A 14,292-nucleotide genomic window follows, 5' to 3' on the forward strand; every position below is an offset into this window, starting at 1 on the left:
AGTGGAGGGCTAAGTCTACAGCAGGTAGAATGGCGTACTTCTTAAACATTTAGGTGAGTTCGTTATGCGTCCATTTTTGATTGCTCCTTCTATTTTATCTGCCGATTTTGCGCGTCTAGGTGAAGATGTCGATGCCGTATTAAATGCGGGGGCTGATGTAGTTCATTTCGATGTGATGGATAACCATTACGTGCCTAACCTAACTATTGGCCCAATGGTTTGCCAAGCATTGCGCAATTACGGTGTAACTGCTGATATTGATGTGCACTTAATGGTAAAGCCAGTTGATCGTATTATTCCTGACTTTGCCGACGCAGGCGCTTCGATTATTACTTTCCACCCTGAAGCGTCTGAGCATGTTGACCGTACTTTGCAACTTATCAAAGAGGCAGGTTGTAAAGCGGGCCTAGTGTTTAACCCTGCTACGCCATTACATTACCTAGACCACGTGATGGATAAGCTTGACGTCATTTTATTGATGTCGGTCAATCCTGGGTTCGGCGGTCAGTCATTTATCCCATCGACTCTAGATAAGCTACGTCAAGTTCGTAAGTTGATTGACGACAGCGGGTATGACATTCGTTTGCAAGTTGATGGCGGCGTAAAAGTCGACAATATTGCGGAAATCGCGGCTGCGGGTGCAGACATGTTTGTTGCTGGTTCAGCCATTTTCAATAAACCAGATTACAAAGCGGTTATTGATGAAATGCGCAGTGAATTAGCGACTGTAGAGGCCTAGCCAATGAGCACGTTTAGTCAAATTAAAGCCGTAGCATTTGACTTAGATGGAACGCTAATTGATAGCGTTCCGGATCTCGCAGCAGCTACCCGTGCAACACTTGCTGAGTTGAACCTACCACAGTGTAGCGACGATTTGGTTCGTAGCTGGGTGGGTAATGGTGCTGAGATGCTGATGCGCAGAGCGCTTACTTTCGCGCTTGATACTCAAGTGAGTGAAGAACAGCTACAAAATACCATGCCGCGCTTTATGCATTTTTATAAACAAAATCTGCAGCAACATAGTGTGCTTTATCCTCATGTTGAAGCTGTGTTAGCTCAGTTGCAGCAAGCGGGATATCAAATGGCTATTGTCACCAATAAGCCATATGAATTTACCATTCCTTTATTGAAAGCATTCAATATTGACGGTTACTTTAGCATAGTGCTTGGCGGCGACTCATTAGCTAAGATGAAGCCTGATCCTTTGCCGCTACAACACATTTTGCATGAGTGGCAGCTGCAAGTTGAGCAATTATTGATGGTAGGTGACTCAAAGAATGACATTTTAGCTGCAAAAGCGGCTAAGGTAGCGTCAGCGGGCTTGACCTATGGCTATAACTACGGTGAAGATATTGGGCTAAGCGGCCCTGATGCCGTATGTGAACAATTTAGTGAAATAACCGCGCTACTTGAACTGCGCGACAACGCAACGGAGCAATAAACAAGATGACGACCCCCCTAACGAAACCAGTAGTTCTAAGCGGAGCACAGCCATCAGGCGAGCTTACCATCGGCAACTATATGGGCGCGTTACGTCAGTGGGTTGCAATGCAAGATAGTCATGATTGCCTTTATTGCGTCGTTGACCTGCATGCGATTACTGTCAGACAAGATCCGGTTAAATTACGTGAAGCGTGTCTTGATACGCTAGCACTGTATTTAGCCTGTGGTGTTGACCCTAAAAAGAGCACTGTATTTATTCAGTCTCAAGTACCGCAGCATACACAGCTAGGTTGGGCGCTAAACTGTTACACCCAGATGGGTGAGCTTAACCGTATGACACAGTTTAAAGATAAATCGCAGAAGCATGCCAATAACATTAACGTGGGTCTATTTGGCTACCCAGTGTTAATGGCTGCAGATATTTTGCTTTATCAAGCAAATGAAATCCCAGTAGGACAAGATCAAAAGCAACACTTAGAGTTGACTCGCGACATCGCGACACGCTTTAACAATGCTTACGGTGACACCTTTGTGATCCCAGAGCCATTCATCCCTGAGCACGGCGCTAAGGTGATGTCGCTACAAGATCCGCTGAAGAAGATGTCTAAGTCTGACGATAACCGTAATAACGTTATTGGTTTGCTTGAAGATCCTAAAGCGATCATGAAAAAAATCAAGAAGGCGATGACAGATGGCCAAGAGCCACCAGTCGTGCGTTTTGATGTGGCTGAAAAACCTGGTGTATCTAACCTACTAAGCCTAATGTCTGGTTGTACAGGTCAATCGATTGCTAGCCTTGAAGCTGAATTTGAAGGCAAGATGTATGGTCACTTAAAAGTGGCAACCGGCGACGCCGTTGTGGGTATGCTAGAGCCACTGCAGCAGCGCTTTAAAGAGTACCGTGCTGATCATGCATTCTTGAATCAAGTAATGAAACAAGGTGCTGAAAAAGCACAGGCACGTGCTGAAGTCACTATTAAGAGCGTTTACGAAAAGATCGGTCTTATCGTTTAAGCTTAAAGATTTGACAAGAAAGCCAGTGATTATCACTGGCTTTTTTATTAGCTATAAAATATTAAATATAAAAAAATCAGATGTTTATTGTTGGCTTAGCCAGGTCACAAAGGCTGCAATAGCAGGTTCCTTAAGGCGACGTTGTTTGCAACTGAAATAGAACTCAAACCCCGTCAACATATCCGGTAGATCGAGCTCAACTAATAAGCCCTTTTCAATATCGGCCTGCACCATAAAATCCGATGCAAGCGCAACCCCTTGACCTGCGATAGCCGCTTCAATTGCCATTAATACATGGCTAAAAATATGCTGTTGCTGCGTGGCGGGTAATTGCTGATTATTGGCTACAAACCATCTATTCCAATCTAAACCTAAAAGCCCTTCATCGACCGTTAATAGTGGTTGTGAGGCTAAGATTTGCTGTGCACTGAGCTCAAAAGATAGCAGGCTAGGGCTGATAACGGCAATGAGGCGTTCTTTATGCAGTAGATGATGATGGTAGCCAAGTTGACCACTTTGCCCTGTGATAAACATATCTGCGACATTGTCACTGAGTTCTGGGTCCGCAGCGATCATATCCAGTCTAATTTTAATTTGTGGATGCTGACGCCTAAAATCACTGAGTCTGGGGATCAACCATTTAATCGCAAATGAACTGTATACCGCAAGGCGCAGCTGATCATTGCTGTCACCACTTATCTGCATGCTTAAGTCGCTCAGTTCGTTAAAGATCCGTTCTAGCTCTTTATATAGCAACTCGCCTTTGCTAGTCAGTCGTAGCTGGCGTCCCTCACGCTTAAATAGTCGCTCGCCATAGTGCTCTTCAAGTTGTTTAACTTGATGGGAAACCGCACTTTGAGTGATACATAATTCTGCCGCGGCTCGTGAAAAGTGGGACTGCCTCGCTGCTGCTTCAAATACTTGTAAGGCTCTGAGTGGTGGGAGTTTGCGCATTAAGCTTTGCTCTATCTATGAATTCAGTCGGTGATTTACATCATAGTATTAATTTAATTCATACATTGATAAAAAACATCATTTTAGTTTGTTTTGATGCAGGCATATCATGCGCGCATATTCAGTTGTATGGTGAAAAACAAATGAAATCTAATGTCATGATTGCCATGGCGATACTCGTATTCGGTAACCTTTTTAGCGCGCTGTATGATGTTTCGATCAAATGGCTTCCAGAAGGTAGTAATGCGGCGACGTTTTTGTTTATCCGCCAACTTGTATCGGTACTGATGCTATTACCTTTATGGTTTTATGCTCAAAAACCGACAACTCGTCACCTTAAAATCCACTTTTTTCGCTCTAATACCGGGGCTTTAGGTGCGGTCTGTTTGATTATGGGATTAATGGCATTACCCATGGCAACAGTGAGTTCGTTGTTCTTTTCTGCACCTTTGATGATAGTGCTAATGGGCGCTGTGTTTCTTAAAGAGAAAGTCACGTTGACTCAGTGGTTAGCGACTATTTTGGGATTCATTGGCATTCTAATCTTACTGCGCCCAAGTGAAATTAATTGGTTTGGTATTGCAGTATTACTTTCAGCCTTTACCTTCGCACTGAATCAGTTAGCACTGCGTAAGCTGCCTGATACCGAAAACCCAAGTGTGACACTCATGCTTTATAACCTGTTAAGTATTCCACTGACATTGGTTATGGTGTTAGTACAAGGCTTAGAGGGCGTGAGCTGGGAGTTGGTCGGAATGGCTGCGTTAAGTAATAGCTTTTTGCTTGCTTATCATTGGGCATGCGTATTGGCTTACCGTAAGGCTGAAGCGAGCAAAGTTGCGATAGCTGAATACACTGGGTTGCTGTTTTGCGTATTGTTTGGTTGGTTGCTATTTGATGAGTGGTTAGATGGCTTAAGCTGGGTAGGTGCAGGGTTTATTGTGCTGCCATCATTAATCATTCCTTGGGTATCAGCAAAGATGGTGAATTTCAGGCCAAAAAAAATCATCGAGCCAAAAGCTGGATGATTCTTTAGTTAGGCAGAGAATGCTGATTAAGCGTCGACGTATTCAAACACCTTAATAACTTTACGCACTCCTGCGGTATTGCGCGCGACCTCGACCGCTAAGTCGGCTTGCTCGCGCTCAACGTAACCTATTAAAAATACCTCGCCGTTTTCTGTTACCACTTTAATGTTAGTGACGTCTAAGCCACTCTCATTCAACATGCGACCTTTCACCTTGGTGGTGATCCAAGTGTCGTTGCTGCGAGTTGTAAACGAGGTTGGGTTACCTATGCGGATTTGATTGTGGATCTTACCGCCAATCTTGAGTTCTTTAACCGTGCGAATCGCTTTATCACGCAGCATAGAGTTAGGCGCTTGTCCTATCATCAATACATTGGTATTCATGACTATGCCGCTAATATTCGCCTGATTCTTTAAGTCATCATGAGATGCTAACGCACTTGAAATATTAAAGTCAGCGTTGGTATCGTCAATTTGAGTCTTAAAGCTGCGCTCGTCATTAACCATCATTGCCCCGCCAACTGCGCCGACCATAACGGCCCCTGCGCAGCCTTGCAGCATTAACACAATAGCGATTAATGGGAGCAGTGATCTCATGCCTGTTCGTCCTGCGGGAATAACGTGCGGTCGATGTTGTCACATAGGCAGTGAATCGCTAGTAAGTGTACTTCTTGAATACGTGCAGTCACATTTGAAGGTACACGGATTTCAACGTCATTCACACTTAGCAGGCCAGCCATGGCGCCGCCGTCTTTACCGGTTAGTGACACAATCGTCATATCACGGCTTAATGCTGCTTCCATCGCTTTAATCACGTTGCCAGAGTTACCGCTGGTCGAGATTGCTAATAAGATGTCACCTGGTTGACCAAGGGCCATAATCTGCTTTGAGAAGATTTCGTCATAGCTATAATCGTTGGCAATCGCAGTGATCGTTGAGGTGTCACAACTCAATGCAATTGCAGGTAGTGGTGGACGCTCAATTTCATAGCGGTTTAATAGTTCAGCAGAAAAGTGCTGAGCATCACCTGCGCTACCACCATTACCACAGGCCAAAATTTTATTACCGCTTAATAGGCAGTGCACCATCATTTCTGCCGCTTTAGCAATTGACTCAGGTAGTGCTTCAGAAGCATCAATCTTAGTTTGAATTGACTCTGTAAAGCTGTCTTTAATGCGTTCTAACATGGATAAACCCTATGTTTATTATGCTCATTATTAAAAGGTATGAGCATATGAAAATTAAACTGTTTAAAAGGCATCGCGGATCCATTGGATCCCATTGGGATCGGCCGCAATGACATCGAACCGACATATCGCGTCAATTCGATTTATTTGTATGTAATGGCTAGCCGCTTTTCTTATGCGCTGGGTTTGTGCGGTGCTTAACGCATTCACTGCACCACCATAACGCGATGGAGAGCGGTATTTTACCTCAACAAAGACCCAATCCTTGCCATCTTTCATGATTATGTCGATTTCACCAAAACGGTATCTTACGTTTTGTTCGACAAAGCTTAGGCCCTGTTGTTCCAAATATTGCCGTGCTTTATATTCGGCAATTTGTCCTTGATTATTGGTATTTGCCATCAAATCCGCTCATCCTTGTAGCTTAAATTTGACTATATCTTAAAGTATTAGCCGCGACTATTTACCCCAGCTAATTTAACTGTAAATAAGGCTAAAGGCATTATATATCGACTTTACAGCGGACGTAAGTTGCCTCTTTGGTAACGTCCCCAGCTCAGCTGACGGTTTAAGGTGCCATCCGGCTGTACCGATAATAAGCCACTGCGACCACTAAACTGATAGCCTGGTAGTGCGCGCATTTGTGCCAACTTGCCGACTAAATCTAGTGCATCATAGCCCATAATAAACAGACGCTTACGACCATTACTCCAGTTTGGCCATAAATTATTAACCATTCGAGTTTCGGTGTTAGGTGTGATTAACCACGGTATATCACTAATAGTGAGGTTATTTAACTCTTCAGCTGTTTCACGGTTATTGCCTTCAACTCTGCTACGACTAGTGGTGTAAAGCGGTACCGGCTCTGCAAACACGCTAAAGTTAACGTCAATAAAAGGCTTTAATAGCGCTAAATCTTTGCTCGCAGAGATCATATAAATAGCATCAATATCGCGGCGAGAGCGAAAATCGGCTTCAATTTTAGGTGTTAAAATAGCTTTAATACGGGCGATACGTTCTTTACTGTCGATAACTCCCAAAGCTTTTTGCACAGTGACTTTCATCTTGTCACCGCCATCATAGTAATGAATTTCAGCAGGTTCGTTTGTTAGGGTTTGCCATGCCTTATTAAAACTTTCGGCCATGCGGCGACCAACAGCGTCGTTGCTTACTAACAACAGTGGCTGAGTTATACCGTCGTTGTATAAACGCTGCGCAGCATCAATGGCTTCGTCAGTTGGTGATAATGCAAAGAAAAACTTATCAGGATCAGTGGTAAAAGTATCTATGTGGTTTAAATACAACTGTGGAATGGTTTTATTAGCAACGGGCGCGATTGGAGCTGAAGGACTCGTTGGCAACACGGTAGCAGTTGGCGTCATGCTTTGTAATTGCTCAACTTCTGATTGTAGCAAAGGGCCAATAATAAACTCTGCACCAGCGGTAACGGCTTGCTGGTAAGCAGCTTGCGCACCAGTAGCAGTATCAAAAAAGTTTAGTGTTACGCTGTCGTCAGCTGTTGCCATGTAATTAGCGATAATGCCTTGCTTTACAGTGTTGGCAATAGTCGCTCTAGGGCCAGTTAACGGCAGCAGTACTGCGATATTCTTTGGTTGATACGGCTGAGTATTCAGTGCTTTTTCTAAATCAGTGGGTAGCTTTGCAGCTGCAGGGTGATTGGGATTCAGTTGCTGCCAACTTCCTAGGTGACGCACTAAATCGTTAGGATCGACCGCGTAATGTTTAGCGATATAAGCGAGCTGTATCCATCCCGCAAAAATAGGATTGCTGCTATCGTCTTTAAAGCTAAGTAGCGTTTGCTCATTAATTGGCTGTAAAGAACGCCAAATAGTATCGTTAACTTCATGTGCTTGAGATGCAGGCAAGTATTTGCTCAGCAGACTTAACTGTCTTACTTGCTCGATTGGCTGATTAATTAGCTGATAAAGATGCGCCTTTAATTGGTAATAACTCACCCATTGCCAATTCGGTAATGTCCAGTTGTTAGGGTAGTTTAGTGTTTTTAGAGCATGATCATAGGTTGAAGTCATCTCTAAAACGCGAGCTGAAAGGTAAATATGCTCAGCCAATAGCTCAGGTTTTTGAGTAATATCGTGCGCAATTGACTTCAAAGCTTTATCTGCTGCGCCGGCGTTACCTTCATTAATAAAGGCATGAGCGGCGAGCAAAACATATTTATCGCGAGTTTCTTTATTTTTTTCGCTAGCTGCAAGCGCTAAGTATTGTGATGATGCCATTGTTACCGATGACAAAGAAACTTCAGTCTTTTCAGTCTTTACCGGCGCAGAAGTCGTGCCGCAACCGAACAAAACCGCAGATAAAATTGCGATAGAAATAAATTTTGTTGTATTCAGTCTTTTTAACACGGGTCTTCACTCTGGTAAGATGCTGCTATTAGTTTAACCTGCTCTTCCGCTTGGCGAAAGTCTTGTTAGAAACTCTTGCCAATACTCAATACAGAGGTAGATATGGACCTGTCGGTCGCGCTTTATATTGTTCCCACACCAATTGGGAATTTAGGGGACATCAGTAGCCGCGCAATAGAGGTACTTAATCAAGTATCGCTTATCGCCTGCGAAGACACCCGTCATAGTGGCAAATTACTTAGTCATTTCGGTATTGAAACCCGTAAAACAGCGCTACACGATCATAATGAACGTGATAGAGCGCAGTGGATTATTCAAAAGCTCGGTAATGGTGAAGCTGTCGCGCTTATCTCTGATGCCGGCACACCATTGATTTCAGACCCTGGCTACCACTTGGTTAAGCAAGTGCGCGAAGCAGGCTTTAATGTGATCCCATTGCCGGGTCCATGTGCGGCAATTACAGCGTTAAGTGCTTCAGGCTTACCTTCTGATCGTTTTTCATTTGAAGGTTTTTTACCGTCAAAAGAGAAAGCAAGATTAGATAAATTAATCGCCCTTAAAGATGACCCTCGTACATTAATCTTTTATGAGTCACCACATCGTATTGTGCATAGCTTAGAATCTTTAGTGGCAGCTTTAGGCGGCGATCGCGAAATAGTTATGGCTCGTGAAGTGACTAAAACATTCGAGACCTTTTTGTCTGGTCCAGCGGCTGAAGTTTTGCAAACGGTTAAGGATGATACAAACCAGCAGCGCGGTGAAATCGTGTTGATGTGTCATGGTCACCGTAGCGATGAAGAGTCAGAGTTTTCACCAACGGTAATCAATACCCTTAAATTGTTGTGTGGAGAGTTGCCTTTGAAAAAAGCTGCAGCAGTTGCCGGTCAAATTTACGATATTAAGAAGAATGCGCTTTATAAGCATGGTCTATCTATCGGGCTTTAATACTGAAGCTTTGTTTTAGCTAAAACTTGTACTTTTGGACTTGTAGTTAGATCATAGATTTAGTCCGTAGGAAAATGAATTAGTGGCGCTATATCTAATAGATTGGCTTCTAATTAATACTATGTATGAAAGTCCTTGGTTTGTTGCTTGTGCTTAGGCTATAATCCGCGCCGAGTTGGCTAGACAGTTGCCGCGTTCGCAAGAACGGGGAGGAAAGTCCGGGCTTCAAAGAGCAGGGTACCAGGTAACGCCTGGGCGGTGTGAACCGACGACAAGTGCAGCAGAGAGGAGACCGCCAATCTTCGGATTGGTAAGGGTGAAAGGGTGCGGTAAGAGCGCACCGGGCGGCTAGCAATAGTCCGTTGCAAGGTAAACTCTACCCGAAGCAAGACCAAATAGGGTCCCGTATGGCGCTGCTCGCGTTGGGACCGGGTAGGTCGCTTGAGCCTGTGAGCGATTGCAGGCCTAGATGAATAACTGTCCACGACAGGACCCGGCTTATCGGCCAACTCACCTATTCAAACAAAAAGCCGCATCTCGAAAGAGATGCGGCTTTTTGTTTTCTGTCAGATTAAGATTTGCCTATCTTCAGCTTTAAATGCCATTGCTCAATGAGCAATGGCATAGTGGCTAACTAAGATGTTAGAAATAATAGCCAAAGTTAATATTAAAGCGTTTGTTGGTATCACCGTCACCTACCATGGTGCCACCAATAAAGGGCTGATTTTCTGCCACGACAAAATCAAAGTAGGTGTAAAGACCGCCAGCAGAAACCGCCATACCGGTGACGTTCATAAAAGTGTCTTCCATAGCGGCGGGCTTATCGGTGACTAGGGAGTAATCGTTATAGAAGGTCAGGCTGGATATTGGACCAATATCAACAGGCAAGCTATAAGCGACATTGGCAATGTATGTGGTTGCTTCAGCTGGGATAGAATCATAAAAGTGATAAGCTGCAACCACAATACGATCCACATCCATGCCATCAACATCGTACTTGTAATCAGTCATCTGTAGCTTGACGTTCCAACGGTCATAGTTAACAACGCCATGGATAGCTGCCGCGACATTATCTCCATCGGTGCCATTTTCAATTTCTAATTGGCCGGCTTGAATCGATGCGCCTAGCTCAAGGTTTATGTCGTTAAATACAAAGTTATGCGCATAGCGAGCATTGAAGGTATTGACCTCTCCTGCTGCGTAACCAGCACTTGGAGCATCATAAGCATCTTCTCCATCTAAGCGAATTCCGACTACGTCATAGGCGTAACGGTCGGTACGGTCAGACACGAAACCATCGAGGCCGCCTTGTTCATCATTTTTGTAGAAGGCGAAATCAAATTGGTTATTATCACCTTTGTAGGTGTAGTTCAGACCCATATCATGGTCATCTTCAAGCCCGAGATAGAAGTTAGAGCTGAAAAAGTAGTTATTTGATGCGTAAGTTAAGATACCAAAAGGCACTTGAGTGACACCGATTTTTGCTTGTTGTTGCTCATCAAAATTATAGCCAATCCACGCATGCTGAATGACATTCATATACTCAAACCAGCGGTATTGAGCTGAAAAAATCAAATCTTGGTAATTACCTGATACATCGATACGAAACAGGTCAAAATCAAAGTCACCACCGCGATCTGCATTATCGTCATCAAAGTCTTCATAAGAATAATTTACACGTACAGCGCCGCCAAACTTTAACGAACTCTCAGCTGACTTTTGCTCTTCAGTAGCCGCTTGCTGTTTGGCTTGTTCTTCTTTCTCTCTCGCTTGTTGCTGTTGAGATTCAAGTTGCTCGATACGAGCCTTTAGCGCTGCCAGTTCCTCATCTATTGGGGTGGCGTTTGCATTAGCAGAAAGTGCAAGGGTGATACATGAGGCTGCAAGTGTTTGGCGAATCATCATTTATCCTTATGGATTGAGTTTATTGGTATTGATTGCGGATCTTTTGTAAAAACATAACCAAGATATGCGTTATGAAAGCAAACGCTTAGCTAGTGCTTTTTGAGGTCTAGATCGAGTTGAGCGAAAGGGATAGGCTTACATTGAAGAGTAAACACATCATAAGAGACTCCATGCAGAGGTTAGATACCTTGAATGCACGAGCCTTTTGATTACCTAGCTGCTGCTAGAGTACAAGTTGAAGGTAGTGCTTTAATTACAGTGACTGACAACCCCATAAGCCATATATATTGGGTTTATATGTTGATGTAGGGTTGTTTTTTAGTGAATAAATTTAGCACATCTGTTGCTAATATAACAGTTTTGCTGTTTAACGATTAAATGCAAGCAAGCTTAATGCTTGGTGATAAAAGCCTTGTTGCGACATGAACCAGAGAGAAGAGGCATGAATAAAAAAGCCCATCTACAGCTAAGTAAATGGGCTTTATCGGTACTTTGCTTATTATGCAGGCTTAAACAAACATTTTAAGCGTTTGAAAATAATCAAACGTGACATAGCTAAATAGCCACTGACGGTTTTTTGATGTAAACGGAAAATCGTATCATATAGGCGGCGGACTAAACGGCCCTTTAAGATCAATCTATCGTTCATCATGGTGCTAATGGCAAAGTTATGCCCAATCGCAACCACCATGCCGCCATCGTTGTAAACAAACGGCTTAAGTGGTTTGCCGTTTAAATGGGCGACTAAGTTTTTAGCCAAATGCACTGCTGCGCGATTAGCTGCTTGCGCCTTGGGTGGGACTTGGCTGCCATCTGCTTGTGGAATGGCGGCGCAATCACCCAGCGCAAAAATAGCTGAATCAAATGTGGTTGCTAATGTTTGTTCAACCACTAATTGGTTAAGAGAATTACTTTGCAATCCGCCAATTTCTTTGAGCCAGTCAGGTGCTTTAATCCCAGCAGCCCAAAATTGTACATCGGCATTAAGCACTTGGCCGTCGCTGGTGGTCATACGATCCGCTTCAACACTGGCAATACGAGTATTAAGCATCACATTGATTTGATAGTTCTCAAGTCTTAATAAAGCTTGTTCAGACATTTTCACTGGACCGTTGGGGAGTACTCTATCGGCCGCTTCAATCAAGTTAATGTTAAGCCATGCTGCATAAGGGTTTTCGCTTAGCTCAGCGCTGACCTTAGCAAGTTCTGCAGCAAGCTCTAAACCAGTTGCACCCGCACCGACGATATTAACAGTGCAATCTTTACCTGAGCGCAGTAATGAACTGATTTGGTGCCAGCTATCGCGCGCCTGCTCTGGTGTATCTAAGAACAAGCAATGCTCTTTTGCACCTTGGGTGGCAAAGTCATTACTGATCGCGCCGACGGCAATAATCAGGTAATCGTAAGCTAGCGTATCAGTTTCACCGTTAGGCTTACGTACGACTAGCTGCTTAGCTGCTCGATTAACATCGGTCATCCAAGCTTGGTAATGCATATAGCCATTTTTAGCGCCGTGGCTGAAATAACAGATAGTGTCGAGATCGCTGTCAAAAGTCCCTGCGGCGATTTCGTGAAAGCGTGGCTTCCAGTAGTGATGAGTTTCACCCTCAACCAGAATAACTTCATCTTGGCTATTCACACTACGACCTAGCATGCTGGCGATTTCAAGACCTGCAGCGCCACCGCCAACAATAACAATACGAGACATAATAATTCCTCTGTGCATCGACAGATGCAGACATAATTTGAAAATTGAAATGAGCCTTGGAACTGAATGGGGATACGAAAGGTATGACCGAGTGCAGGGCTATTAGATGGCGCTTATTATAGTTATCGTCGTATTTGGAACAATTAGCTAAAAATGCAAATTACTTTTACCTATAGGTAATAATAAAAGGTGGGTTCTAGATAGGTTATTAATAGATATGTTGTTTAACTTTCTTCGCCAGGGTCTTAAATGGCCTATTACGAGTGTTATAGGCCATGTTTATTGCGAGTTATGCGGTCTTTAGTCCTGCTGTTAGATGATCTAACAGCATACGCACCTTAGGTGAAAGGTGACGATTTTGCGGATACAGCGCCCAAATCCCTTCCTCAGGTTGACGGTTCTGTTCCAGCAATGGGGTGAGCTCTCCTGCTTCAATAAAAGGCTGCACGTAATAATCTGGCAGCTGCACTATGCCTATGCCTTTTATGGCCGCATCTACTAATGCATGACCACTATTACAGCTCAAGCTGCCTTTGACCCGAACATTACGGGCTTTGCCATTCTCCTGAAAGCGCCAATAATCCATGGTGCCAATTAAGCAGTTGTGTTGATCAAGCTCTGATAATGAATGTGGAATGCCATAAGTAGATATATAGCTAGGTGATGCACAAACATATTGGGTACGACTGCTAAGCTTTTTGGCCATCATGCTGGAATCTTCTAGATGCCCAAGTCGAATGGCCAGATCGTAACCTTCATCAACTAAGTCTAACTTTTGATTAGTGAGATTAAGCTTCACCTCAAGCTCGGGGTAGAGCGCTGCAAAGTTATTAATTAATGGTGCTATCGTCATTTCACCATAAGTGACAGGCGCGGTGATCTTCAGTAGTCCACGTGGGCTGGTCTGCAAATTGGTAATCGCACGCTCGGCCTCTTCTAAACCATCTAATACTTGGCGACAATGTTGATAATAGATGCGGCCTACTTCTGTAACCGATACTTTGCGGGTGGTTCGATGAAAAAGCTTAGACGCGAGTCTGGTTTCCAGCGCACTGATTTGGCGGCTGACTTGTGCTGTCGAAATACCTAATCGCTGCGATGCTTTAGTAAAGCTTTCTGCTTCGGCTACAGCAACAAACTCACTGACACCCTCCCAATTAAACATGCTATTTCCTTATAAGGATTGAATAAACTATTTTTACTGTATGGTAAAAGATATTTGCATATTTAGCCAATTATCATCCTTGTTGAAATAAATATAATACATCCATCGAGTCGAGTGCTGCTGATTGATACAGATAATCCGCTTTAATCACTCATGCATCTTCAGCCAATGTCGACTAAAGAGCAGACTTCAACTATAGGTTAATGATTGCTAATTGTACGGATCATTTCTCCTTATCATTTATTGGGCAACACAATTGTCATGCAGAGGTATCAATATGGCGGGTGGATGGTCTAGAGATGGTGCAGTGCAAGACCAAATTGACAGTAGTGTTGAGGACGCAGTAGCCGAGGCAAGAAGTCGACTACGCAATGGTATTAGTTTGCTGCATTGTGAAGAGTGTGGTGAGCCGATCCCAGAGGCAAGACGCAATGCAGTTATAGGCGTTCGGCTCTGTATTAGTTGTCAAAATGAAATTGATAACCAACAGGCTAAACAACATCTATTTAATCGTCGTGGTAGTAAAGATAGCCAACTGCGCTAATGCTTACACGATA

General features: G+C 43.7%; 14 protein-coding genes and 1 other RNA gene. 7 read left to right on the forward strand and 8 right to left on the reverse strand.

Translation table 11 applies throughout. From position 1 onward, the window contains the following. Nucleotides 1-64: 64 nt before the first annotated feature. Genes rpe through trpS form a run of 3 tightly spaced genes read left to right on the forward strand, consistent with a single transcriptional unit; the run spans nt 65 to nt 2,457 of the window. Nucleotides 65-739 (forward strand): ribulose-phosphate 3-epimerase, encoded by a 675-nt coding sequence (gene rpe, locus AB4298_RS02495; protein WP_249000018.1) that lies wholly within the window; start codon nt 65-67, stop codon nt 737-739. 3 nt (nt 740-742) lie between these two features. Next, nucleotides 743-1,441 carry a phosphoglycolate phosphatase gene (locus tag AB4298_RS02500; protein WP_249000019.1) on the forward strand — a complete coding sequence of 233 codons (699 nt, stop codon included), beginning with the start codon at nt 743-745 and terminating at the stop codon, nt 1,439-1,441. Nucleotides 1,442-1,446: 5 nt separating this feature from the next. After that, nucleotides 1,447-2,457: a tryptophan--tRNA ligase gene (trpS, locus tag AB4298_RS02505; protein ID WP_249000020.1), complete on the forward strand. Its 1,011-nt coding sequence runs from the start codon at nt 1,447-1,449 to the stop codon at nt 2,455-2,457. A gap of 84 nt (nt 2,458-2,541) precedes the next feature. Here trpS and AB4298_RS02510 read toward each other — a convergent pair whose 3' ends face one another. Beyond that, nucleotides 2,542-3,411 carry a LysR substrate-binding domain-containing protein gene (locus AB4298_RS02510; protein ID WP_371985642.1) on the reverse strand — a complete coding sequence of 290 codons (870 nt, stop codon included), beginning with the start codon at nt 3,409-3,411 and terminating at the stop codon, nt 2,542-2,544. A 143-nt stretch (nt 3,412-3,554) separates the two neighbouring features. Here AB4298_RS02510 and AB4298_RS02515 point away from each other — a divergent pair, with 143 nt between their 5' ends. Next, nucleotides 3,555-4,439: a DMT family transporter gene (locus AB4298_RS02515; RefSeq protein WP_220778469.1), complete on the forward strand. Its 885-nt coding sequence runs from the start codon at nt 3,555-3,557 to the stop codon at nt 4,437-4,439. Between the two features lie 26 nt (nt 4,440-4,465). Here AB4298_RS02515 and AB4298_RS02520 read toward each other — a convergent pair whose 3' ends face one another. The 4 genes from AB4298_RS02520 to AB4298_RS02535 form a co-directional block, all read right to left on the reverse strand. Beyond that, nucleotides 4,466-5,035 carry a BON domain-containing protein gene (locus AB4298_RS02520; RefSeq protein ID WP_220778468.1) on the reverse strand — a complete coding sequence of 190 codons (570 nt, stop codon included), beginning with the start codon at nt 5,033-5,035 and terminating at the stop codon, nt 4,466-4,468. Next, a complete protein-coding gene (locus AB4298_RS02525) occupies nt 5,032-5,625 on the reverse strand; it encodes a phosphoheptose isomerase (RefSeq protein WP_202723307.1) in 594 nt (197 codons plus the stop codon). The genes AB4298_RS02520 and AB4298_RS02525 overlap by 4 nt, the downstream gene beginning before the upstream one ends. A 63-nt stretch (nt 5,626-5,688) precedes the next feature. Next, entirely contained in the window at nt 5,689-6,027 is a 339-nt protein-coding gene (locus tag AB4298_RS02530) for a YraN family protein (protein WP_249000023.1), read from the reverse strand. Between the two features lie 113 nt (nt 6,028-6,140). Then, nucleotides 6,141-8,012, reverse strand: a complete 1,872-nt coding sequence (locus tag AB4298_RS02535; protein WP_371985643.1) for a penicillin-binding protein activator — start codon at nt 8,010-8,012, stop codon at nt 6,141-6,143. Nucleotides 8,013-8,114: 102 nt separating this feature from the next. Here AB4298_RS02535 and rsmI point away from each other — a divergent pair, with 102 nt between their 5' ends. Together rsmI and rnpB are read left to right on the forward strand one after the other, a co-directional pair. Continuing rightward, the gene (gene rsmI / locus AB4298_RS02540; protein WP_371985644.1) at nt 8,115-8,957 is read left to right on the forward strand and encodes a 16S rRNA (cytidine(1402)-2'-O)-methyltransferase; all 843 of its coding nucleotides are present in this window, start codon (nt 8,115-8,117) and stop codon (nt 8,955-8,957) included. A 171-nt stretch (nt 8,958-9,128) separates the two neighbouring features. After that, nucleotides 9,129-9,474: RNase P RNA component class A (gene rnpB, locus AB4298_RS02545), an RNA gene on the forward strand. 125 nt (nt 9,475-9,599) lie between these two features. Here the strand turns inward: rnpB and AB4298_RS02550 are convergent. The 3 genes from AB4298_RS02550 to AB4298_RS02560 all read right to left on the reverse strand — a co-directional run bounded on the left by AB4298_RS02550 (nt 9,600) and on the right by AB4298_RS02560 (nt 13,735). Beyond that, complete coding sequence (locus tag AB4298_RS02550) at nt 9,600-10,859, reverse strand: putative porin (protein WP_249000026.1); 1,260 nt, start codon at nt 10,857-10,859, stop codon at nt 9,600-9,602. A 502-nt stretch (nt 10,860-11,361) separates the two neighbouring features. Then, nucleotides 11,362-12,570: an NAD(P)/FAD-dependent oxidoreductase gene (locus tag AB4298_RS02555; protein WP_371985645.1), complete on the reverse strand. Its 1,209-nt coding sequence runs from the start codon at nt 12,568-12,570 to the stop codon at nt 11,362-11,364. Between the two features lie 289 nt (nt 12,571-12,859). Next, nucleotides 12,860-13,735: a LysR family transcriptional regulator gene (locus tag AB4298_RS02560; RefSeq protein WP_371985646.1), complete on the reverse strand. Its 876-nt coding sequence runs from the start codon at nt 13,733-13,735 to the stop codon at nt 12,860-12,862. A gap of 277 nt (nt 13,736-14,012) precedes the next feature. On the opposite strand from AB4298_RS02560, the gene AB4298_RS02565 reads away from it, so the two are divergent. After that, entirely contained in the window at nt 14,013-14,279 is a 267-nt protein-coding gene (locus AB4298_RS02565; RefSeq protein WP_249000029.1) for a DksA/TraR family C4-type zinc finger protein, read from the forward strand. The last annotated feature ends 13 nt before the right edge of the window (nt 14,280-14,292 follow it).

Source organism: Shewanella sp. 10N.261.52.F9, assembly GCF_041471165.1.
In the GTDB taxonomy this organism is placed as follows: domain Bacteria; phylum Pseudomonadota; class Gammaproteobacteria; order Enterobacterales; family Shewanellaceae; genus Shewanella; species Shewanella marinintestina.

Excerpts from the sequence above, each read along its gene's own strand:
- AB4298_RS02530 (WP_249000023.1), bottom strand. The coding sequence starts at position 6,027 with ATGGCAAATACCAATAATCAAGGACAAATTGCCGAATATAAAGCACGG.
- rpe (WP_249000018.1), top strand. The coding sequence starts at position 65 with ATGCGTCCATTTTTGATTGCTCCTTCTATTTTATCTGCCGATTTTGCG.
- trpS (WP_249000020.1), top strand. The coding sequence starts at position 1,447 with ATGACGACCCCCCTAACGAAACCAGTAGTTCTAAGCGGAGCACAGCCA.
- AB4298_RS02525 (WP_202723307.1), bottom strand. The coding sequence starts at position 5,625 with ATGTTAGAACGCATTAAAGACAGCTTTACAGAGTCAATTCAAACTAAG.
- AB4298_RS02520 (WP_220778468.1), bottom strand. The coding sequence starts at position 5,035 with ATGAGATCACTGCTCCCATTAATCGCTATTGTGTTAATGCTGCAAGGC.
- rsmI (WP_371985644.1), top strand. The coding sequence starts at position 8,115 with ATGGACCTGTCGGTCGCGCTTTATATTGTTCCCACACCAATTGGGAAT.
- AB4298_RS02560 (WP_371985646.1), bottom strand. The coding sequence starts at position 13,735 with ATGTTTAATTGGGAGGGTGTCAGTGAGTTTGTTGCTGTAGCCGAAGCA.
- AB4298_RS02510 (WP_371985642.1), bottom strand. The coding sequence starts at position 3,411 with ATGCGCAAACTCCCACCACTCAGAGCCTTACAAGTATTTGAAGCAGCA.
- AB4298_RS02565 (WP_249000029.1), top strand. The coding sequence starts at position 14,013 with ATGGCGGGTGGATGGTCTAGAGATGGTGCAGTGCAAGACCAAATTGAC.
- AB4298_RS02500 (WP_249000019.1), top strand. The coding sequence starts at position 743 with ATGAGCACGTTTAGTCAAATTAAAGCCGTAGCATTTGACTTAGATGGA.
- AB4298_RS02555 (WP_371985645.1), bottom strand. The coding sequence starts at position 12,570 with ATGTCTCGTATTGTTATTGTTGGCGGTGGCGCTGCAGGTCTTGAAATC.
- AB4298_RS02515 (WP_220778469.1), top strand. The coding sequence starts at position 3,555 with ATGAAATCTAATGTCATGATTGCCATGGCGATACTCGTATTCGGTAAC.
- AB4298_RS02550 (WP_249000026.1), bottom strand. The coding sequence starts at position 10,859 with ATGATTCGCCAAACACTTGCAGCCTCATGTATCACCCTTGCACTTTCT.